The organism is Streptomyces sp. SPB162 (assembly GCF_029504575.1).
GTDB lineage: Bacteria > Actinomycetota > Actinomycetes > Streptomycetales > Streptomycetaceae > Actinacidiphila.
Genome location: NZ_JAQFII010000001.1, coordinates 5925943 through 5946065 on the forward strand (window position 1 = coordinate 5925943; position 20123 = coordinate 5946065).

The 20123-nt window shown below is 71.9% G+C and carries 22 protein-coding genes; 14 read left to right on the forward strand and 8 right to left on the reverse strand.

From position 1 onward, the window contains the following. Positions 1-462: 462 nt before the first annotated feature. On the forward strand, positions 463-765 hold the full coding sequence (locus M2266_RS26800) for a DUF4193 domain-containing protein (RefSeq protein ID WP_138356502.1): 303 nt from the start codon (positions 463-465) through the stop codon (positions 763-765). Further along, positions 744-1535, forward strand: coding sequence for a hypothetical protein (locus M2266_RS26805; RefSeq protein ID WP_277441370.1), 792 nt, complete (start codon positions 744-746; stop codon positions 1533-1535). Before M2266_RS26800 ends, M2266_RS26805 begins: the two co-directional genes overlap by 22 nt. Here the strand turns inward: M2266_RS26805 and M2266_RS26810 are convergent. Then, positions 1522-1968: a DUF3093 domain-containing protein gene (locus M2266_RS26810; RefSeq protein ID WP_277440483.1), complete on the reverse strand. Its 447-nt coding sequence runs from the start codon at positions 1966-1968 to the stop codon at positions 1522-1524. The two genes, M2266_RS26805 and M2266_RS26810, sit on opposite strands and share 14 nt — an antisense overlap. 47 nt (positions 1969-2015) lie before the next feature. Next, complete coding sequence (locus tag M2266_RS26815; protein WP_277440484.1) at positions 2016-2900, reverse strand: SDR family oxidoreductase; 885 nt, start codon at positions 2898-2900, stop codon at positions 2016-2018. Between the two features lie 132 nt (positions 2901-3032). Between M2266_RS26815 and M2266_RS26820 the strand changes: the two genes are divergently transcribed. From M2266_RS26820 to M2266_RS26835, 4 genes are all read left to right on the forward strand, one after another. Then, on the forward strand, positions 3033-3596 hold the full coding sequence (locus M2266_RS26820; RefSeq protein WP_277441371.1) for a PaaI family thioesterase: 564 nt from the start codon (positions 3033-3035) through the stop codon (positions 3594-3596). Then, positions 3593-4126 carry a dUTP diphosphatase gene (gene dut / locus M2266_RS26825; RefSeq protein ID WP_277440485.1) on the forward strand — a complete coding sequence of 178 codons (534 nt, stop codon included), beginning with the start codon at positions 3593-3595 and terminating at the stop codon, positions 4124-4126. Before M2266_RS26820 ends, dut begins: the two co-directional genes overlap by 4 nt. 2 nt (positions 4127-4128) lie before the next feature. Continuing rightward, complete coding sequence (locus M2266_RS26830) at positions 4129-4908, forward strand: DUF3710 domain-containing protein (RefSeq protein WP_277440486.1); 780 nt, start codon at positions 4129-4131, stop codon at positions 4906-4908. A 232-nt stretch (positions 4909-5140) separates the two neighbouring features. Beyond that, positions 5141-5875 carry an ABC transporter ATP-binding protein gene (locus M2266_RS26835; RefSeq protein WP_277440487.1) on the forward strand — a complete coding sequence of 245 codons (735 nt, stop codon included), beginning with the start codon at positions 5141-5143 and terminating at the stop codon, positions 5873-5875. 24 nt (positions 5876-5899) lie between these two features. On the opposite strand, the gene M2266_RS26840 is transcribed toward M2266_RS26835, so the two are convergent. The 4 genes from M2266_RS26840 to M2266_RS26855 all read right to left on the reverse strand — a co-directional run bounded on the left by M2266_RS26840 (position 5900) and on the right by M2266_RS26855 (position 9540). Beyond that, positions 5900-6847, reverse strand: coding sequence for a TauD/TfdA family dioxygenase (locus M2266_RS26840; protein WP_277440488.1), 948 nt, complete (start codon positions 6845-6847; stop codon positions 5900-5902). A gap of 67 nt (positions 6848-6914) precedes the next feature. After that, entirely contained in the window at positions 6915-7871 is a 957-nt protein-coding gene (locus tag M2266_RS26845; RefSeq protein ID WP_277440489.1) for a TauD/TfdA family dioxygenase, read from the reverse strand. Between the two features lie 190 nt (positions 7872-8061). Beyond that, positions 8062-8223 carry a hypothetical protein gene (locus M2266_RS26850; protein ID WP_277440490.1) on the reverse strand — a complete coding sequence of 54 codons (162 nt, stop codon included), beginning with the start codon at positions 8221-8223 and terminating at the stop codon, positions 8062-8064. Positions 8224-8307: 84 nt separating this feature from the next. Further along, positions 8308-9540, reverse strand: a complete 1233-nt coding sequence (locus M2266_RS26855; protein WP_277440491.1) for an ROK family transcriptional regulator — start codon at positions 9538-9540, stop codon at positions 8308-8310. A gap of 235 nt (positions 9541-9775) precedes the next feature. On the opposite strand from M2266_RS26855, the gene M2266_RS26860 reads away from it, so the two are divergent. From M2266_RS26860 to M2266_RS26875, 4 genes are all read left to right on the forward strand, one after another. Next, positions 9776-12316, forward strand: coding sequence for a sensor histidine kinase KdpD (locus tag M2266_RS26860; protein WP_277440492.1), 2541 nt, complete (start codon positions 9776-9778; stop codon positions 12314-12316). 17 nt (positions 12317-12333) lie between these two features. Continuing rightward, positions 12334-13017 (forward strand): response regulator, encoded by a 684-nt coding sequence (locus M2266_RS26865; protein WP_277441372.1) that lies wholly within the window; start codon positions 12334-12336, stop codon positions 13015-13017. Positions 13018-13210: 193 nt separating this feature from the next. After that, positions 13211-13609 carry an OB-fold nucleic acid binding domain-containing protein gene (locus tag M2266_RS26870; RefSeq protein ID WP_277440493.1) on the forward strand — a complete coding sequence of 133 codons (399 nt, stop codon included), beginning with the start codon at positions 13211-13213 and terminating at the stop codon, positions 13607-13609. Positions 13610-13621: 12 nt separating this feature from the next. After that, entirely contained in the window at positions 13622-14341 is a 720-nt protein-coding gene (locus M2266_RS26875; protein WP_277441373.1) for a DUF3159 domain-containing protein, read from the forward strand. A 73-nt stretch (positions 14342-14414) separates the two neighbouring features. Here the strand turns inward: M2266_RS26875 and M2266_RS26880 are convergent, their stop codons facing one another. Both M2266_RS26880 and M2266_RS26885 read right to left on the reverse strand, forming a co-directional pair. Then, the gene (locus M2266_RS26880; protein ID WP_277440494.1) at positions 14415-15083 is read right to left on the reverse strand and encodes a TrkA family potassium uptake protein; all 669 of its coding nucleotides are present in this window, start codon (positions 15081-15083) and stop codon (positions 14415-14417) included. Then, positions 15083-15748: a TrkA family potassium uptake protein gene (locus M2266_RS26885; protein ID WP_277440495.1), complete on the reverse strand. Its 666-nt coding sequence runs from the start codon at positions 15746-15748 to the stop codon at positions 15083-15085. Before M2266_RS26885 ends, M2266_RS26880 begins: the two co-directional genes overlap by 1 nt. Positions 15749-15927: 179 nt before the next feature. Here M2266_RS26885 and M2266_RS26890 point away from each other — a divergent pair, with 179 nt between their 5' ends. From M2266_RS26890 to M2266_RS26905, 4 genes are all read left to right on the forward strand, one after another. Further along, positions 15928-17979: an APC family permease gene (locus tag M2266_RS26890; protein WP_277440496.1), complete on the forward strand. Its 2052-nt coding sequence runs from the start codon at positions 15928-15930 to the stop codon at positions 17977-17979. A 104-nt stretch (positions 17980-18083) separates the two neighbouring features. Further along, on the forward strand, positions 18084-19415 hold the full coding sequence (locus M2266_RS26895) for a class I SAM-dependent RNA methyltransferase (protein ID WP_277440497.1): 1332 nt from the start codon (positions 18084-18086) through the stop codon (positions 19413-19415). 129 nt (positions 19416-19544) lie between these two features. Next, positions 19545-19772, forward strand: a complete 228-nt coding sequence (locus M2266_RS26900) for a DUF2945 domain-containing protein (protein WP_277440498.1) — start codon at positions 19545-19547, stop codon at positions 19770-19772. Continuing rightward, positions 19769-20110 carry a DUF3140 domain-containing protein gene (locus tag M2266_RS26905; protein WP_277440499.1) on the forward strand — a complete coding sequence of 114 codons (342 nt, stop codon included), beginning with the start codon at positions 19769-19771 and terminating at the stop codon, positions 20108-20110. The genes M2266_RS26900 and M2266_RS26905 overlap by 4 nt, the downstream gene beginning before the upstream one ends. The last annotated feature ends 13 nt before the right edge of the window (positions 20111-20123 follow it).

Genomic DNA, 20123 nt, shown 5'->3' on the forward strand with positions numbered 1-20123 from the left:
CTCCCGATGTAAGGTCCGTCCGGTTCGGTCCCACTCATCGAGGTGTTTCGCGGTTTTTCCAGGACCGCGGATTCCCTCGTGAGGGTCGATCGTGTTCGCTTTGCGAGTAATTTCGCGGTCTGCGAAGCTGCGGGGGCTGGTGTGATTGATCACACCGGTTATCCGGGGCTCGCCTACCCTGCGTGATCACTACGTCCGAAAAAAGACCGGAAAATCCATGTTTCCGCAGGTCATGATCACGGGAAGTAGACGTGTTGGCACGAGTGACGTGCGACCTTCGGACCCGAGCAGGTCCTGATCGACCACCGCCGCGACCGCCTCGTCCGGGGTGACGTTGGGTGTCGATTGAGTAACAGGCCCTTGATGTGAGGCAAAATCTCCGCTTCGGGTCGGGCACAAGTCCGGCCTCCCGCGCGTTACGTGCGCAGACACCAGCAGATACCCAGAGGGGGAGAGCGACACATGGCAACGGATTACGACACACCACGCAAGACTGACGATGACGTCAACGAGGACAGCATCGAGGAACTGAAGGCTCGCCGGAACGAGAAGTCCACGTCCGCGGTGGACGTCGACGAGTTCGACCAGGCCGAGTCCCTCGAGCTGCCCGGCGCCGACCTCTCCAACGAGGAGCTCTCGGTCCGGGTCCTGCCCCGCCAGGCGGACGAGTTCACCTGCATGACCTGCTTCCTGGTGCACCACCGCAGCCAGCTGGCGGGCGAGGCGAAGAACGGCGACCCCATCTGCCGCGACTGCGCGGCCTGAGGCAGCGGGTAGCCGTGAAGGGCTCGAAGGGCTCGCCGGAGGGCCGAGAGGACGACGAGCGGGGCCGTGCGGCCTCGCTCGCGGCCGCCGTGGCGCGCGGGGTGAAAGGCGGGGCCAAGAAGGGCGGCAAAGGCGCGCGGGTCGGTATGGGCTCGCTCGCCGAGCGGCTCGTCGAGGCGGCCCCGCGCATCCCCGTGCGCGACCTGGACACCCTGCGCAAGCAGTTCCCGGGTCTCGGTCCCGAGGACATCGCGGACCGGCTCATCGCCGGTGCCGTCAAGGGCACCATGACCGTCGGCGCAGGCGTGGGAGCGGCGGCGATGCTGCCGACCCCGCCCGCCATGCCGGCGGAGCTGGCCGCGGAGACGCTCGGCGTCGCGGCGGTCGAGTACAAGCTCATCGCCGAGCTGCACGAGGTCTACGGGCTCCGTGCGGCCGGCACCGTACGGGAACGCGCGGCCGCCTACCTGTGGTCGTGGACCGAGCAGCGCGGCATCGACGTGCTCAGGCTGTCCTCGGTCAACGTCGCCCTCGGCGGCAGGATGAAGCGGGAGCTCCGCCAGCAGCTCGTCAAGCGCACGGTGCGGAACCTGCCGACGCTGGCCCCGTTCATGATCGGCGCGGCCGTCGGTGCCGCGATGAACCGGCGCGACACCAAAAAGTTGGCGGAGAAGGTCAGAAAGGACCTGCGCGCCGCCCAGATCCCCTGGGACGCGCTGCCAAGTCCCGTGCCGCCCATGACGCCCCTGCCTCCCGCTATCGAGCTCTGACGGCCTCCAGGGCCTGTGCCAGCCGCTCCGGGGAGCGCGTCGACACGTAGGCGTACGGCGTCGGGTCCGCCGGGTCCGTGATCTCCACCTTGAGCGCGGTCGGCACGTAGCTGCGCAGCAGCATGAAGGCGCGCGGGTCGGCCTTCCTGCCGCGCCAGGCGACCGTCTCCTCCGGGTCCAGCACCGTCGCCTCGCCCAGCGCCGTGACCGGGATCCTCGCCTCGCCGGCGATCAGCGTGCCGGCCACCACGCGGATCCGCGCCGAACCGTACGAACTGAGGCCCATCGCCGCCAGCGCGGTCCCGCCGGCCAGGCCGGCCAGCATCGCCAGCACCCCGAAGGGGAAGAGGATCAGCGCGGCCGACACCCCTGCCCCCAGGGCCAGGAGCCACCAGGAGCGCGGGACGGTGAGGCGTTCGTCGTAGGGCTGCATGGCATCCAGCTTGGCAGAAGTCTTCCGGGCGGCCGCCGCCCGGCCGGTCACTTCCCGCGCAGCCGCTCCACCGCCCGCGCCACCCGCGGCGGGGCGGCCCGCAGACCGGTCGCGAGTTGCTTGGCCCAGTCCGTCGCCGCGGTCGGCGCCACCACGTCCAGCGCCGCCGCGGAGCGGGCCCCGCCGCCCACCAGGTAGCGCGGCAGCGGGCGCCGCGCGTTCAGTGCCTTGAGGACCGCCAGGGCCACCGGACGCGGCCCGGGCAGCGTCCGGGCGTCGCGCACCACGTGGTCGGCGGCGGCGTACTGGTCGCGGTAGGCCGAGGTCCGCTCGGCCGGCAGCAGCTCCGCGCCCTGCTCCCAGATCCCGGTCCGGTGCGAGCGCGGCTCGATCAGCACGACCTTCACGCCGAACGGCTCGGTCTCCATGCGCAGCGCGTCGGTCACCGACTCCAGGCCCTGCTTGCTGGCGCAGTACCAGCCCAGCATCGGCAACGAGATCCGCCCGGCGACCGACGAGATGTTGACGATCCGCCCGTCCCGGCGCTCCCGCATCGCCGGCAGCACCAGCCGCGCGATGCGGGCCGGGGCGATCAGGTTCGTCTCCAGCTGGCGCCGCACGTGCTCGTCGTCCACGTCCTCGACCGCCCCGGGCTGGGCGAAACCCGCGTTGTTGACCACTGCCCAGGGCCCGCCGTCCGTCAGCATCGCGATCTCGGTGAACGCCTGCACACACGACGTCGCGTCGGCCACGTCCAGCAGCACCGTGCGCACCGCCGCCCCCGTACGTTCCACCACCGCCCGCAGCGCCGCGGCCTTCTCCGGCGTCCGCACCGTGCCGATCACGTCGAATCCGGCGTGCGCGAGCTCGAGCGTGACGGCGAGGCCGATGCCGCGGCCCGCTCCGGTGACGACGACGGACTTGGGACTCATGTGCGCTCCGGTCAAGGTGGGGGTAGAAGCCGGTACGGGTCAACGGACGGCCGACGGGAAACGATCCCGCAGGAGGGTAGGGTCTCGGGCGTGAGTGGAGCTACCGCATCCGAAAGCCCTGGCCGGCCGGGCCTGAAGCCGCCGCCCGACGCAGTCCCGCCCGTACGGCATCCCGGTGCGCCCGCGCCCGGCGAGCTGCTCGGGGCGCACTACGACCAGTGCTTCGGCTGCGGCGAGGGACAACCGCACGGACTGCACCTGGAATCCCGTGCGGGTGACGGCGTCAGCGTCACCGCCGAGTTCACCGTACAGACCGCCCACCAGGGCGCTCCGGGCCTCGCGCACGGCGGCGTGCTCGCCTCGGCGCTGGACGAGACGCTGGGCTCGCTGAACTGGCTGCTGCAGGTCATCGCGGTGACCGGTCGGCTGGAGACGGACTTCGTCCGCCCGGTGCCCGTCGGCACCACCCTGTATCTGCGGGCGCACTGCCGTGCGGTCGCCGGACGGAAGATCTACAGCACCGCGGAGGGCCGGATCGGTTCCCCCGACGGCCCGGTGGCGGTCCGCGCCGAGGCCCTCTTCCTGGAAGTGAAGCTCAGCCACTTCACGGACAACGGGCGTCCCGAGGAGATCCAGGCGGCGATGTCCGACCCGGACCAGGTCAAGGTCGCCCGCGCCTTCGAGGTGAACCCGTGAGCGGCGGGCCGCGGCGTCCCGTGGACGTCCTCATCCGCCGGCTCGACGACTCGGTGCCCATCCCGGCGTACGAGCACCCCGGCGACGCGGGCGCCGACCTGGTGACCACGCAGGCCGCGGAACTGGCTCCCGGTGAACGCACGGTGCTGCCCACCGGCGTGTCCATCGCGCTGCCGGACGGGTACGCGGCCTTCGTGCACCCCCGCTCGGGCCTGGCCGCCCGCTGCGGAGTGACTCTCGTGAATGCCCCGGGAACGGTGGATGCCGGGTACCGTGGGGAGATCAAGGTGATCGTGGTCAACCTGGACCCGCGCGAGAGCGTGCGGTTCGAACGGGGAGACCGTGTCGCCCAACTGGTTGTCCAGCAGGTCGAGCGGGTCCGCTTCCACGAGGTCGCGGAACTCCCCGGTTCTGCCAGGGCCGCCGGGGGCTTCGGCTCCACCGGGGGGCATGCCTCGGTAGGCGACGCCCCTGACGGCCAGGCCAGTAATGGATTCGCTTCGGTCGTTGAAGACCGGGAAGGACAGTGACCGTGTTCCGTCGTCGTCGCAAGGAGCGCGAAGACGCCCTCGACGAGCTCGAGGGCGCGAGCCCGGACGAGCTGGCCGAAGACGCCGAGAACGCCGGGGAGTCCGACGACTCCGGCGTATCGGGTCGGTACAACCTTCCGCCGGCCCCCAGGCCTGACGGGCCCTGGGACCTCAGCGAGGTCAAGCAGCCCGGCGAGGGCCGGGTCGACCTCGGCGGTCTGTTCGTGCCCGGTGTCGAGGGCATGGAGCTGCGCGTCGAGGTGGCCGGTGAGTCGATCGTCGCCGCGACCGTGGTGCTGAACGACAGCGCTGTCCAGCTCCAGGCGTTCGCCGCCCCGAAGTCCGAGGGCATCTGGGGCGAGGTCCGCGACGAGATCGCCTCCGGCATCACCCAGCAGGGCGGCGTCGTCGACGAGATCGAGGGTTCGCTGGGCTGGGAGCTGCGCGCCCAGGTGCCCGTGCAGCTGCCGGACGGTACGAACGGTGTGCAGCTGGTCCGCTTCATCGGCTGCGACGGCCCGCGCTGGTTCCTGCGCGGCGTCATCTCCGGCCAGGGCGCGGTGCAGCCGCAGGCCGCCGGCCTGCTGGAGACGGTCTTCCGCGACACCGTCGTGGTGCGCGGTGACGCGCCGATGGCGCCGCGCGACCCGATCGTGCTGAAGCTGCCGACCGACGCCCAGATGGTGCCCGAGGGCATCGCGCAGGAGGAGAGCGAGGGGCCGAAGTTCGGCGACGGCCTCGACCCGCTGCGCCGCGGTCCGGAGATCACTCAGATCCACTAGAACCCGCCGCGCCACGACGAAGGGCCGGATCCACGCACACGGATCCGGCCCTTCGTCATGCCGGGGGCCGGGCCGCCACGGTCGGGGTCCGGAGCCATGTGATCCTTGACCGGGTGGATAGGCTCCAGCTGCCGGGCACGCGGCGGTACGGCGGGGCCGAGGTGCGGCGCGCGGCCGGGAACGACCACCACGGGGTATGGCTCGGAGATTCGGGCCAGGAGGGGGACAGCGCATGAGCGAGCAGTCGACCGGGCACGCGGGGACGGCGGTCGCGGACGGGCCGGCGATCGGGGAGATGGTCGTCGTCGAGGACCTGCGCCGCACCTACGGCAGCGGGGAGACGGCCGTGCACGCGCTGCGCGGTGTCTCCTTCCGGGTGCCGCGCGGCGAGCTGGTCGCCCTCAAGGGCCGTTCCGGCTCGGGAAAGACCACGATCCTCAACCTGGTGGGCGGTCTGGACACCCCCGACGGCGGCCGGATCACGCTGGACGGCACCGACCTCGCCGGACTCGGCGACAACGGTCTGCTGGCGCTGCGCCGCGACCGCATCGGCTTCGTCTTCCAGTCCTTCGGACTGATCCCGATCCTCACCGCCGCCGAGAACGTCGGCGTCCCCATGCGGCTGCGCAAGGTGCCACCGCGCGAGCGCGAGGAGCGCGTGGAGCTGCTGCTGTCGCTCGTGGGGCTCTCCGACCACGCCGCGCAGCGCCCCGGCGAGCTGTCCGGCGGCCAGCAGCAGCGGGTCGCCATCGCCCGCGCCCTGGCCAACCGGCCCGTCCTGATCATCGCGGACGAGCCGACCGGCCAGCTCGACGCCGACACCGGCCTCGCCGTCATGGAACTGCTGCGTGCCGTCGTCCGGAGCGAGGGCGTCACCGCCCTCGTCGCCACCCACGACGCCCAGCTGCTGGCCCTGGCCGACCGGGTGCTCGAACTGCGCGACGGCCGGATCGTCGACGAGGACTGATCCCGGAGGGCCAGGGCGCGCGGGTCAGGCGCCGACGACCACCTTGTGGTCGGCGGTGAAGGGCCGGCCCGCGATCAGCTCGGACGGGATACCGTCCGGGCCGACCGGGACGTCGCCGATCAGGGTGACGCGGTGCAGGCGGCGCTCGACGTCGAGGTGCTCGATGTCGAGCGGCGCGAGGTGCGCGGTGGCGCGGTTGTCCCAGAAGGCCACGCTGCCCGGCTCCCAGCGGAACCGCACGGTGTACTCGGGCCGGGTGATCTCCTCGTAGAGCAGGTTCAGCACGGCCCGGCTCTCGCGCGGGGTGACGTCCACGAGGTGGCTGGTGAAGCCGGGGTTGACGAACAGCGCGCGCTCGCCGGTCTCCGGGTGCACCCGCACCACCGGGTGCACGGCGACGAGCAGGTTGTCGTTGATCCGGCGGGCGTACTCGCTGTTGCCCTCCGCCTTCTCCGCACCCCCGTAGCGGTGCTCGGCGCGCAGCGTGTCGACGAAGGCGCGGACGGGCGCGGACAGGCCCTCGTACGCGGCGACCAGGTTGGTCCAGGTGGTGTCGCCGCCGAACTCCGGTACGGACTCGGCGCGCAGGATCGAGCCGGCGGGCGGGTTGACGGCCGCGGTGACGTCCGTGTGCCAGCCCGCGAAGTAGCTGTACCGGCGCTTGCGCACGGCCTCGCGGAACCCGGCCCCGTACCGCTCCTCGTAGCGGCGCGGGTCGATGGTGAAGATCTCCGGGTGGTCCTCCGGCGGGGCCTCGTCGTGCGGGTGGGCGTAGGTCAGCTCCCCGAACTGCCGGCCGAAGGCGATCTGGGAGGCGTGGTCGAGCTCCTGGCCGCGGAAGAAGACCACCTTCCAGCGGTGCAGCGCCTCCTTGATCAGCAGCAGGTTCTCCTCGGAGAGCGGCAGCGCGAGGTCCACTCCGGAGATGTCGGCGCCGGTGTGGCCGGAGGCGGGACGGACGGTGACAGCCATGGTGATCAGTCCTTCGTCAGCTGGGGATCGGGGTTCCGTCGGCGGGATGCCCGCGGGGGCGGGCGCATCAGTGCCCGCCGTCGCCGGGCCGGGCGAGGACCGTGTTGTACGCGGTGTCGTCACCGGTGAGCGCGCGGCTGCGCGAGCCGTCCACGGCGACCGGTGCGTCCCCCGCGAGGGTGATCCGCTGGACCCGGCGCGGCAGGGTTCCGTAGTCGGCGACCGCGTAGTGCTGGGTGGCGCGGTTGTCCCAGAACGCCACGTCGCCGGGTGCCCACCGCCACCGCACGGTGTTCTCCAGTTCCGTGACGTGCGACTGCAGCAGCCGCAGCAGGTCGCGGGAGTCGTCGCCGTTCCAACCCACGAAGCGGCGGACGAAGCCGCCGAGCACCAGGACGCGCTCGCCGGTCTCGGGGTGCACCCGCACCACGGGGTGCTCGGTCTCGTACGTGGTGGAGGTGAAGACCTCGCGCTGCTTGCGGGCGGCGTCGGTGTCGTCGGAGGGCTTGTAGACCGCGTAGTCGTAGCTGTTGGAGTGCACCGCCCACAGCCGGTCGCTGAGTTCGCGCAGCTCGGCGGGGAGGTTGGTGTAGGCGGTCGCGGTGTTGGCCCACACGGTGTCGCCGCCGTAGGGCGGGATGGTGACCGCCCGCAGGATGGAGCCGAGCGGCGGGTGCTGGACGAAGGTGACGTCGGTGTGCCAGTGGTTGGCGCGCCCCGCGGTGCGCCCGTAGTCGAGGTCGAGGACGGCGGGGGAGCCCTCCAGCGCGGGGATGGTCGGGTGGGCGGTGGTGGGCGTGCCGAAGCGGCGGGCGAAGCGCTCGTGCGCCTCCTGGTCGAGGTCCTGGCCGCGGAAGAACACGACCTTGTGCTCCAGCAGCGCGGCGCGGATCTCGGCGATCGTTCCGGCGGACAGATCGGCGGCGAGGTCCACACCGCTGATCTCGGCGCCGATGTTCCCGGCGACCTTGGCGACGTCGAGCGCGGTGGAGGCGGAGGAGGCGTTCCGGGTGGGTGCGGTCATGGCGAAGCAGCTCCAACTCATGGGAGGGCATGGGAGGGCATGGTGGGCGGGGTGCCGGCGGGACGGAACCGGCCACCACGGGGACACGGCTGACCGCGGACCGGGAAACCGGCCCCGGTGGAGGCGGAAAAGGGGGATCAGGCGCCGCGAAAGGGCGGGAGATCAGCCGCTCGGGGGTGGGGCCGCCCGGTCAGCGCGTGCGGCCGGCAGGGCCGGCGAGGGGGGCGCGACCGGCGGTGCCGGTGGAGCCGGTGGGACGACAGCCGAGACCGGCGAAGTGGTGGGCACGGAAGGCGTTGACCGCTTCCCGCCCGGCGGCGTCGCGCGCCGCTGCCCTACCTGTCGCGTCCATGGGTCGATTCTCCGGATCCCCGGCCCACGGGGCAATGATTTGCGACGCGGTGGAAGAAACCCACGGGGCCCTCCCGCCACGCGCCTACGCCGACCGCGCGGTCCGCAGCTCCATCGGCCGCCGGTAGACCGCGTCGAGCACCACGGCCCCGGCCGCGACCGCGAGCACCTGATCCCCGAAGCTGGTGGGGACCACGGCCCGTTCGGGGTCCGTGCACAGGTGGGAGTGCGCGGCGACCTCCTCGTACAGGTCGGGCAGCAGCTCCGGGAAGTGCACCGCCGCGGCCTCCGCGACGACCAGCACCTCGGGGTTGATGACGTCGAGCAGCAGGGCGGCCGCCCTGCCCACCGTGCGCAGCCGCTCGCGCAGCATCAGCACCGCGCCCGGGTGGCCGTCGCGGGCCCGGGACAGCAGCAGCCGGAAGTCCGGGACGGGCACGATGCCGGCGGCGAAAGCCCGTTGGGCCAGGTTCAGCTCCGACACCGCCTCCTGGAGGCAGCCGGTACGGCCGCACGCGCACCGCTGCCCGGAAGTGCCGAACGGCAGGTGCGCGACGTCGCCCGCGCCCGACCGCCGGCCGCGCAGGACGCTGCCGCCCGTCGCGATCGCCGCGTCGACCACGTTGCCGACGAAGAGTTGCACCAGCTCCTCGCGCCCCACGCCCGCGCCGAACATCAGCTCCGCCTGCGCCAGCGCCCGCGCGTGCCCGTCGACATGGACCGGCAGCCGGGTGGCCGCGGTCAGCACGCTCCGTACGGGGACGTCCCGCCAGCCCAGCGGGGCGTGCTCGACGACGGTGCCCTGCTCGCTGTCCACCCAGCCGCCGGTGACGACCCCCAGGCCGAGCACGGAGCGCCCGGCGGCGTGCCGGTGCAGGAACCCCGGAAGGTGGCCGCGGATGCCGTCCAGGACGCCGCTCACCGAGCCGTCGTGCGGCAGCCGCTCCTGCGCCGTCACCCGTCCGCGCAGGTCCACCACGGCGAAAGTGGTGTGCGGCAGGGCGATGTGCACCCCGCAGACGGCGTGGTGCGCCGGGTCGACGTCCACCGGCACCTGGGGCCGGCCGGCGCGCGGCGGGCCGTCCGGCGGCGGCAGCTCGCGCAGCAGTCCGAGCCCGATCAGCTCGGCGGTGTGCCGCGAGACGGCGGCCGGGCTCAGCCCGGTGGCCCGCGCCAGCGCGGTCCTGGCCACCGGACCACCCCGCAGCACGGCCCGCAGCACCGCCCCGGTGGCGCCGCCCTCGCCGCCGCGTCCGACGGCCGGCGCGGGCACGGACGGCAGGGCGACGAGCCACGGTGGGCGGGCGGTGGAAGGCATGCGCCGATGCTCGCTGGCGGCGCGCGGCGGGTCAACGCACGGGCGTTACGTCCGTATGGCAGTCCTGCGAATTCGGTCCGGCGGCGCCCCGGGAGGGTTTCGGGGTTAAGGCGCCGTCAAGGTACGCCCCAGCGGCCACCCCGGTCCCATATGTCCACTTCGGTCGTTCTAAGGTCGAGTCAAGTGCCGCACGCGCGTCCGGGCGGCAGGCGTATCCGAGCGGAACGATGGGGCCATGGCACGCGGCAGACTGCGCATCTACCTCGGGGCGGCCCCCGGCGTGGGCAAGACCTACGCCATGCTCTCCGAGGGACACCGGCGTACCGAGCGCGGCACCGACGTCGTCGTCGCCTTCGTCGAGCACCACCGGCGCCCGCGCACCGAGGTGATGCTGCACGGCCTGGAGCGGATTCCGCGCCGAACGCTGGAGCACCGTGGCGCGGAGTTCACCGAGATGGACGTGGACGCGGTGCTCGCGCGGCGTCCGGCGGTCGCGCTCGTCGACGAGCTGGCGCACACGAACGTGCCCGGCTCGCGCAACGCCAAGCGCTGGCAGGACGTCGAGGAACTGCTCGGGGCCGGCATCGACGTCGTCTCGACGGTCAACATCCAGCACCTGGAGTCGCTGGGCGACGTGGTCGAGTCGATCACGGGTGTCCGGCAGCGCGAGACGGTGCCCGACGAGGTGGTGCGCCGCGCCGACCAGATAGAGCTGGTCGACATGTCGCCACAGGCGCTGCGGCGCCGGATGGCGCACGGCAACGTCTACGCCTCCGACAAGGTCGACGCGGCGCTCTCCAACTACTTCCGGCCCGGCAACCTCACGGCGCTGCGCGAACTCGCGCTGCTGTGGGTCGCCGACCGGGTCGACGAGTACCTGCAGGAGTACCGCGCCGACCACCGGATCTCCGCCGCCTGGCAGGCCCGCGAGCGCATCGTCGTCGGCCTGACCGGCGGCCCCGAGGGCGGCACGCTGATCCGCCGGGCGGCCAGGATGGCGGCGAAGGGCTCGGGCAGCGAGATCCTCGCCGTCCACGTCGTCCGCAGCGACGGGCTGGCCTCGGGCTCCGCCGCGGAGCTGGCCGCCCAGCGGACCCTGGTGGAGGACCTCGGCGGATCGTTCCACCACGTCATCGGGGAGGACATCCCCGAGGCCATGCTGGACTTCGCCCGCGGGGTCAACGCCACCCAGATCGTGCTCGGCACCAGCCGCCGCCAGGCCTGGCAGTACGTCCTGGGCCCCGGCGTGGGATCCACCGTCGCCCGCGAGGCCGGCGACATCGACGTCCACATCGTCACCCACGAGCACGCCGCCAAGGGCCGCGGACTGCCCTCCGCGCGCGGCGCCGGCCTGGGCCGCACCCGGGTGGTGGCCGGATGGCTCACCGGGGTCCTCGGCCCCGTCCTGCTGGCGCTGCTGCTCACCGGGTGGCACCCCGGCATGAGCCAGGCCACCGAGATGCTGCTCTTCCTGACCCTCACCGTCGCGGCGGCGCTGGCCGGCGGGCTGCTCCCCGCGCTGGCTGCCGCGTTCGCCGGATCGCTGCTGCTCAACTACTACTTCACGCCGCCCACCCACTCCTTCACCATCGCCGAGCCCGAGAACATCATCGCGATCGTGATCTTCGTGGTGGTGGGACTCGCGGTGGCCTCCGTGGTGGACCTCGCGGCCCGCCGGACCCAGCAGGCCGCCCGGCTGCGCTCCGAGGCCGAGATCCTGTCGTACCTGGCCGGCAGCGTGCTGCGCGGCGAGAGCTCCCTCGACGCCCTGCTGGAACGGGTCCGCGAGACGTTCGGCATGGATTCGGTGGTGCTGCTGGCCCGGGACAGCGACCACGGCGCCTGGACCCAGGAGGCCGGTGTGGGGGAGCGGCCCTGCGTGCGCCCCGAGGACGCCGACGTCGAGGTGCCGGTCGGCGACCGGCTCGCGCTGGCGCTCACCGGCCGGGTGCTGCCCGCCTCCGACCGCCGGGTGCTCTCCGCGTTCGCCGCGCAGGCGGCCGTCGTCATGGACCGGCGGCGGCTGGAGGACGAGGCGGAGCACGCCCGAGAGCTGGCCGAGGGCAACCGCATCCGCACCGCGCTGCTCGCGGCCGTCTCCCACGACCTGCGGACGCCGCTGTCGGCCATCAAGGCGTCGGTGTCGTCGCTGCGCGCCGACGACGTCGCCTGGTCCGACGAGGACGAGGCGGAGCTGCTGGCCGGGATCGAGGACGGCGCCGACCGGCTCGACCACCTGGTCGGCAACCTGCTCGACATGTCCCGCCTGCAGACCGGCACCGTCACCCCGCTGATCCGCGAGATCGACCTCGACGAGGTGGTGCCGATGGCGCTGGGCGGCGTCCCCGAGGGCAGTGTCGTCCTCGACATCCCGGAGAGCCTGCCGATGGTGGCCGTCGACCCCGGCCTGCTGGAGCGCGGCGTCGCCAACGTCGTCGAGAACGCCGTGAAGTACAGCGCCCCGGGTTCCCCGGTGGTGGTGGCCGCCAGCGCGCTGGGCGACCGGGTGGAGGTGCGGGTCGTCGACCGCGGCCCCGGGGTGCCGGAGACCGCCAGGGACCGGATCTTCGAGCCGTTCCAGCGCTACGGCGACGCGCCGCGCGGCACCGGCGTGGGGCTGGGCCTCGCGGTCGCCCGCGGCTTCGCCGAGTCCATGGGGGGCACGCTGGTCGCCGAGGACACCCCGGGCGGCGGCCTGACGATGGTCCTGACCCTCCGGGCGGTCCACGGCGGCCGTCCGGCCCGCCCCGACCTGCCGGACGGGGCCACGTCGTGAACGCGAAGGGGAACTCCATGCACCGGGTGCTCGTGGTGGACGACGAGCCGCAGATCGTGCGCGCACTCGTGATCAATCTGCGGGCCCGCAAGTACGAGGTCGACGCCGCCCACGACGGCGCGAGCGCGCTGCAGCTGGCCGCCGCCCGCCACCCCGACGTGGTCGTCCTGGACCTCGGCCTGCCGGACATGGACGGCGTCGAGGTGATCCGGGGGCTGCGCGGCTGGACCCGCGTTCCGATCATCGTCCTGTCGGCCCGCCAGACGTCCGACGAGAAGGTCGAGGCGCTCGACGCCGGTGCGGACGACTACGTCACCAAGCCGTTCGGCATGGACGAGCTGCTCGCCCGGCTGCGGGCCGCGGTCCGCCGGGCGGCGCCCGGCGGGCTCGAGGGCGACGCCGCGACCGTCGAGACCGAGACCTTCACCGTCGACCTGGCGGCCAAGAAGGTCCACCGGGGCGGCGGTGACGTGCGGCTCACACCGACCGAGTGGCACCTGCTGGAGGTGCTGGTCCGCAACACCGGGCGGCTGGTCGCCCAGAAGCAGCTCCTGCAGGAGGTGTGGGGGCCCTCGTACGGCACCGAGAGCAACTACCTGCGGGTCTACATGGCGCAGCTGCGCCGCAAGCTGGAGGCGGATCCCGCGCGTCCGCGGCACTTCATCACCGAGCCGGGCATGGGCTACCGCTTCGAGCCCTGAGCCCTGAGCCCTGAGCCCCGAGCCCTGAGCCCCGAGCCCTGAGCCCTGAGCCCCGAGCCCCGAGCACCGAGCCCCGAGCCCCGAGCCCCGAGCCCCGAATCCCGAACCAACTCCGCAACGGAGATCCACCGGCCCAAGATCGGCCGTCCGGCGTATCGGACGTCGTGTCGGCCGGGCCCGGTACGCTGGAGACATGAGTGGTGCCACCCGTTCGGACCGACCCATCGGCCGCTTCCGGCGCATGATCGACCGCCTGTCGTCCTCCCAGGAGGAGCTGCACTCCGAGGAGCTGCAGAAGGACGCGCTGTCGGTGGGCTGCACGCGCATCTGCGACTGTGGAGACCGGCAGATAGTCACGGTGACCGGTAGTCTGCGCACGGTCACCCTGCGACCACGGGCCGGCGTGCCCGCGCTGGAGGCGGAGCTGTTCGACGGCTCCGCCGCCCTGGACGTGGTGTGGCTGGGGCGCCGCAGTATCAACGGGATAGAGCCGGGCCGCAAGATCATCGCGTCGGGCCGGATCTCGATGAACCACGGCCGTCCCGTCCTGTTCAATCCCAAGTACGAACTGCGTCCGGTCGGACAGGAGTAGTCGGTGGCGTCGATCGACAAGCAGACAGAGGGCTCGCGAACCAGTCACAGGGCGGGGGCGGACGGCGATTCCCGAGCGATCACCGAAGCCGCTCTCTTCGAGGCGTTCGGCGGCATCCGGGGCATGGTGGAGACCACCGTGCCCGGCCTGGTCTTCGTCCTGATCTACACGATCAACAGGGACATCCACATCGCGGCCATCGCCGCGCTCAGCCTCTCGGTGCTGCTCGGGATCGCGCGGCTGGTCCGCAAGGACACCCTCAAGCACGCCTTCAGCGGCGTGTTCGGCGTGGCCTTCGGCGCGGTCTTCGCGATGATGTCCGGCGATGCCAAGAACTTCTACCTGCCGGGGATGCTGTACACCCTCGGCCTGGCCGTCGCCTACATCGCCACCGCCATCGCGGGCGTCCCGCTGCTGGGCCTGATCCTCGGCCCGGTCTTCAAGGAGAACCTGTCCTGGCGCAAGCGCAACCCGGGCCGGCTGCGCGCGTACACCAAGGCCAGCTGGGCCTGGGGGCTGATCCTGCTGGCCAAGTCGGCGATCCTGTTCCCGCTGTACTGGTGGGGCGACGCCACGCAGCTCGGCTGGGTCAAGGTGGCGCTGGGCATCCCGCCGATGCTGCTGTCCGTCTACCTGACGTGGATCTTCCTGTCGAAGGCTCCGCCGCCGATCAATGTGATCGCCGAGATGGAGGCCGAGGAAGAGGCGAAGAAGGCCGCCGCGACGCCCTGACACCCGCTCCCTGTACATGACGACGGGCGCCCCGGACCATCCCGGTCCTGGGCGCCCGTCGTCATGAGACCCCTCAGTCCTCCCGCCGCACGGACAGCAGGTCCTCCAGCTGCTCCTCGCGGTGCGGTGCGGCGACGAACAGCAGCTCGTCACCGGCCTCCAGGGCGTCGTCCGCGGACGGCGTGAGCACCCGGTTGCCCCGGATGATCGTCACCAGCGAGGTGTCCTGCGGCCACTCCACGTCGCCGACGCGGGTGCCGACGAGCGCGGCCTCCGGCGGCAGCGTGAGCTCCACCAGGTTCGCGTCGCCCTGGCTGAAGCGCATCAGCCGCACGAGATCGCCGACGCTGACGGCCTCCTCGACCAGCGCGGACATCAGCCGCGGCGTCGAGACGGCCACGTCGACGCCCCAGGACTCGTTGAAGAGCCATTCGTTCTTCGGGTTGTTGACGCGGGCGACGACCCGCGGCACCCCGTACTCGGTCTTGGCGAGCAGCGAGACGACGAGGTTGACCTTGTCGTCACCGGTGGCGGCGATGACCACGTTGCAGCGCTGCAGTGCCGCCTCGTCCAGCGAGGTGATCTCGCAGGCGTCGGCGAGCAGCCACTCGGCCTGCGGTACCCGCTCCACCGAGATGGAGGTGGGGTTCTTGTCGACGAGCAGGACCTCGTGCCCGTTCTCCAGCAGCTCGCCCGCGATCGAGCGGCCGACCGCGCCGGCTCCGGCGATGGCGACTCTCATCAGTGCGCCTCCTCAGGGCCCTTGGCGCACGCGGCCTCGACCTCGGCGACTCCGTCGGTGCGCATCATCACGTGCACCAGATCGCCTTCCTGCAGCACCGTCTGGGAGGAAGGCAGCATCGCCTCGCCCAACCGGGTGAGGAATGCCACACGGACACCGGTCTCGTCCTGCAATTTGCTGATCTTGTGACCCACCCAGGCCGGCGAGGTGTGCACCTCGGCGAGCTGCACACCGCCGCTCGGGTCCCGCCACAGCGGCTCGGCGCCCGAGGGCAGCAGCCTGCGCAGCATCTGGTCCGCGGTCCACCGCACGGTGGCCACGGTCGGGATGCCGAGGCGCTGGTAGACCTCGGCACGCCGGGGGTCGTAGATCCGGGCGGCCACGTTCTCGATACCGAACATCTCCCGGGCCACCCGGGCCGCGATGATGTTGGAGTTGTCGCCGCTGCTGACCGCCGCGAAGGCGCCTGCCTCCTCGATCCCGGCCTCGCGAAGCGTGTCCTGGTCGAACCCGACTCCGGTCACCCGGCGCCCGGCGAACCCGGATCCCAGGCGGCGGAACGCCGTCGGGTCCTGGTCCACCACCGCGACCGTATGACCTTGCTGTTCGAAGGATTGCGCAAGAGTGGAACCCACCCTTCCGCAGCCCATAATCACGACGTGCACGCCCGTCCTTCCGGCTGTCAACATGTGTGGCCGTACCTGGTAAGCGTCTCAGACCGCGCCCAAAGCTACACACGCTCGTACCCCAGTGGGAGGTTGCGGGCCGTCGGAGCGCGACTTTGCCTTCTCTTAGGAGGGTGGCGGTCGCATGCCCGTACGGCGTAGCGCTTACCATCCTCTCCGTGCCCAAACTGACTGACCTGCCGAAACGGATCTTGATCGGCCGCGCCCTGCGCAGCGACAAGTTGGGAGAGACCCTCCTCCCCAAGAGGCTCGCGCTTCCGGTGTTCGCCTCAGACCCGCTCTCATCGGTCGCCTACGCGCCCGGCGAGGTGCTGCTGGTCCTGTCGATCGCGGGCGCTTCCGCCTATCACTTCAGCCCGTGGATCGCGGTCGCGGTCGTCGTGCTCATGTTCACGGTCGTGGCCTCGTACCGCCAGAACGTGCACGCCTACCCCTCCGGGGGCGGTGACTACGAGGTCGCCACCACCAACCTCGGGCCGAAGGCCGGGCTCACGGTCGCGAGCGCGCTGCTCGTGGACTACGTGCTGACCGTCGCCGTGTCGGTGGCCTCGGGCATCGAGAACCTCGGCTCCGCCGTGCCGTTCTTCGCCACCCACAAGGTGCTGGGCGCGATCAGCATGATCTTCCTGCTGATGGTGATGAACCTGCGCGGCGTGCGCGAGTCGGGATCGATCTTCGCGATCCCGACCTACGCCTTCGTCGCGGGCGTCTTCTGCATGATCGCCTGGGGCTGCTTCAAGATCGCCACCGGCGACACCATGGAGGCGCCCACCGCGCACTACACGATCCACGCCGAGGTCAGCGGCATCGGCGGCTTCGCCCTGGTCTTCCTGCTGCTGCGCGCCTTCTCCTCCGGATGTGCCGCGCTCACCGGCGTCGAGGCCATCAGCAACGGTGTCCCGGCCTTCCAGAAGCCCAAGTCCAAGAACGCCGCCACCACGCTGGCCGCCATGGGCGTCCTCGCCGTCACGATGTTCTGCGGCATCATCGCGCTGGCCATGTACACCAACGTCCGGATGGCCGAGAACCCGGCGACCGACCTGCTGGTCGACGGCAAGCCGGTGGGCGCCGGCTACACCCAGGACCCGGTCATCGCACAGGTCGCCGAGGCCGTCTTCGGGCACAACTCGATCCCCTTCATCTTCCTGGCAGCCGTCACCGCGCTCGTCCTGTTCCTGGCCGCCAACACCGCCTACAACGGCTTCCCGGTCCTCGGCTCGATCCTCGCCCAGGACCGCTACCTGCCGCGCCAGCTGCACACCCGTGGCGACCGGCTCGCGTTCTCCAACGGCATCGTGGTGCTGGCCGGCTTCGCCGCCGTCCTCGTCTACCTCTACGGCGCCGACTCGACCCGGCTGATCCAGCTGTACATCGTCGGCGTCTTCGTCTCGTTCACGCTCAGCCAGATCGGCATGGTCCGGCACTGGAACCGCCACCTGGCCGACGAGACCGACACCGCCAAGCGCCGCCACATGATCCGTTCGCGGGCCATCAACACCTTCGGCGCCTTCTTCACCGGCATGGTGCTGATCATCGTCCTGCTGACGAAGTTCACCCACGGCGCCTGGGTCGCCGTCCTCGGCATGGTGCTCTTCTACGGGATGATGACCGCCATCCGGCGCCACTACGACCGGGTCTCCGAGGAGATCGCGGCCGGCGACGAGCGCACCGACGAGGAGGTGCGGCCGTCCCGGGTGCACTCGATCATCCTGGTCTCCAAGGTCCACAAGCCGACGCTGCGCGCGCTCGCCTACGCCAAGCTGATGCGCTCCGACACCCTCGAAGCGCTCAGCATCAACGTCGACCCGGCCGACACCAAGGCCCTGCAGGCCGACTGGACCCGGCGCGGCATCGACGTGCCGCTGAAGGTCCTGGACTCGCCCTACCGCGAGATCACCCGGCCGATCATCGAGTACGTGAAGGGCCTGCGGCGGGCCAGCCCGCGCGATGTGGTCAGCGTCTACATCCCCGAGTACGTCGTCGGCCACTGGTACGAGCACCTGCTCCACAACCAGAGCGCCCTGCGGCTCAAGGGCCGGCTGCTCTTCACCCCCGGCGTCATGGTCACCTCGGTGCCCTGGCAGCTGGACTCCTCCGAACGCGCCAAGCTCCGGGCGCGCCGGCGCGCCGACTGGAACGCCCCCGGGGCGATCCGGCGCGGTCCGGTCAGCTCCCCCAAGCGCGACAAGGAGCACACCGGCCAGAAGTAGGCCGTAAGGCGGGAGGCGCGGCGGGACGTAGACTGGTGAGCTGCCGTTCTACGGTCCCGCCCGCAGCACCCCGCCGCACCACCACTCGCAGGAGCCTGTTCATCATGCAGAACCGTACGAAGGAACAGGCCGACGAGCTGGTCGGGGAGCGCTACGAGGTCGAGGTCGGCCCCGTGGCGCACGGCGGCCACTGCATCGCCCGTCACGAAGGACGGGTCCTTTTCGTCCGGCACGCCCTGCCCGGTGAGCGCGTCATCGCCAAGATCACCGAGGGTGGCCCGGACTCCAAGTTCCTGCGCGCGGACGCCGTGGAGATCCTCACCGCGTCCCCCGACCGCGTCCCGGCCCCCTGCCCGTACTCCGGCCCCGGCGCCTGCGGCGGCTGCGACTGGCAGCACGTCGCCCCCGGCGCCCAGCGCCGGCTGAAGGTCGACGTCATCACCGAGCAGCTCAGCCGCCTCGCCGGTCTGAGCCCGCAGGACGCCGGCTGGGACGGCACCGTCGAGCCGGCGCCCGGCGACAAGACCGTCGAGGGCACGGTGCCGTCGTGGCGCACCCGCGTGCAGTTCGCCGTCGACACCGAGGGGTACGCGGGACTGCGCCGCCACCGCTCGCACGAGATCGAGCGGATCGACCAGTGCCTGATCGCGGCGCCCGGCGTCACCGAGTTGGGCATCGAGACCCGTGAATGGCCGGACACCGCCTCCGTGGAGGCCATCGCGGCGACCGGTTCCAGCGACCGCCAGGTCATCGTCACCCCCACGCCCGAGGGTCGGCTGCCGATCGTCGAGCTGGACCGGCCGGTCTCGGTCGCGCGCGTCGACGAGCAGGGCGGCGTGCACAAGGTGCACGGCCGCGGCTTCGTCCGCGAGCGGGCCGTCGGCCGCACCTGGCGCGTCGGCTCCGGCGGCTTCTGGCAGGTCCACCCGCAGGCCCCCGACCTGCTGGCCGCGGCGGTACTCGACGGCCTCCAGCCCCGCGACGGCGACACCGCCCTCGACCTGTACTGCGGCGTCGGCCTCTTCGCCGGCGCGATTGCCGAGAAGGTCGGCGAGACCGGCGCGGTGCTGGGCATCGAGTCCGGCAAGCGCGCGGTGGAGGACGCCCGGCACAACCTGGCCGACCTGGACCGGGTGCGGATCGAGCACGGCAAGGTCGAGACCGTCCTGCCGCGCACCAAGATCACCGAAGCGGATCTGATCGTCCTCGACCCCCCGCGGGTCGGCGCCGGCAAGTCCACCGTCAAGCACCTCGCCTCGCTCGGCGCCCGCCGTATCGCCTACGTCGCCTGCGACCCGGCAGCCCTCGCCCGCGACCTGGCGTACTTCGCGGAGTTCGGCTACAAGCCGGTCTCCCTGCGCGCCTTCGACCTCTTCCCGGTCACGCACCACGTGGAGTGCGTGGCGATCCTCGAACCGGCACCCAAGAGCCGCTGAGCTGCCGCTTCGGCATCGGCGCGGCGTCTCGGCACGCCCGGCTGCGCCCGGAATGCGGCGGACCCTGAGGGGCGGCACAGTGGGGAGCGCCGCCCCGTTCCGGGGGCTGAGGTCGAGGAGCTGTGGGTCGTGGCCAAGGGAAAGAAGCTCGACAAGGGTGACCAGGTCTCCTGGAGCAGCCATGGGCAGGCCGTCCCCGGGAAAGTGAAGAAGAAGATCACGGGGCGCGACGAGGTGGCGGGCCGTACCGTCGACGCCTCGAAGGACGAACCGCAGTACGAGGTCGAGAGCGACAAGTCCGGCCGCAACGCCGTCGACAAGCCGCAGTCGCTGCGCAAGAAGAGCGGCGGCGCATGAGCGGCGAGGACGACGACGGCCGGCAGGGCACCATCGACGAGTTCGGTGACGCCGTCAACATGACGGCCGGCAGCCTGAAGAAGTGGCTGGACACGGACGACTCCACGAGCGTGGGGCAGTCGGACGGCGACGGTGAGAGCGTCGGGCACGCGTCCGGCCGCCGCATCGTCGCGCTGCTGGGGAAGCAGAAGGCCGACTACACGGACGACGACCTCGCGCACATGCGCAAGGTCGTCGGCTACGTCCACCGGCACCTCAAGCAGCGGCCCTCCGGCGACGTCAAGGACACCCGGTGGCGGTACTCCCTCATGAACTGGGGCCACGACCCGGTGTCGTGACAGACCCGGCGTG

Coding starts and splice junctions, on each gene's coding strand:
- M2266_RS26800 (WP_138356502.1), top strand. CDS start 463: ATGGCAACGGATTACGACACACCACGCAAGACTGACGATGACGTCAAC.
- M2266_RS26865 (WP_277441372.1), top strand. CDS start 12,334: ATGCACCGGGTGCTCGTGGTGGACGACGAGCCGCAGATCGTGCGCGCA.
- M2266_RS26845 (WP_277440489.1), bottom strand. CDS start 7,871: ATGACCGCACCCACCCGGAACGCCTCCTCCGCCTCCACCGCGCTCGAC.
- M2266_RS26880 (WP_277440494.1), bottom strand. CDS start 15,083: ATGAGAGTCGCCATCGCCGGAGCCGGCGCGGTCGGCCGCTCGATCGCG.
- M2266_RS26850 (WP_277440490.1), bottom strand. CDS start 8,223: ATGGACGCGACAGGTAGGGCAGCGGCGCGCGACGCCGCCGGGCGGGAA.
- M2266_RS26840 (WP_277440488.1), bottom strand. CDS start 6,847: ATGGCTGTCACCGTCCGTCCCGCCTCCGGCCACACCGGCGCCGACATC.
- M2266_RS26860 (WP_277440492.1), top strand. CDS start 9,776: ATGGCACGCGGCAGACTGCGCATCTACCTCGGGGCGGCCCCCGGCGTG.
- M2266_RS26855 (WP_277440491.1), bottom strand. CDS start 9,540: ATGCCTTCCACCGCCCGCCCACCGTGGCTCGTCGCCCTGCCGTCCGTG.
- M2266_RS26905 (WP_277440499.1), top strand. CDS start 19,769: ATGAGCGGCGAGGACGACGACGGCCGGCAGGGCACCATCGACGAGTTC.
- M2266_RS26815 (WP_277440484.1), bottom strand. CDS start 2,900: ATGAGTCCCAAGTCCGTCGTCGTCACCGGAGCGGGCCGCGGCATCGGC.
- M2266_RS26870 (WP_277440493.1), top strand. CDS start 13,211: ATGAGTGGTGCCACCCGTTCGGACCGACCCATCGGCCGCTTCCGGCGC.
- M2266_RS26810 (WP_277440483.1), bottom strand. CDS start 1,968: ATGCAGCCCTACGACGAACGCCTCACCGTCCCGCGCTCCTGGTGGCTC.
- M2266_RS26895 (WP_277440497.1), top strand. CDS start 18,084: ATGCAGAACCGTACGAAGGAACAGGCCGACGAGCTGGTCGGGGAGCGC.
- M2266_RS26835 (WP_277440487.1), top strand. CDS start 5,141: ATGAGCGAGCAGTCGACCGGGCACGCGGGGACGGCGGTCGCGGACGGG.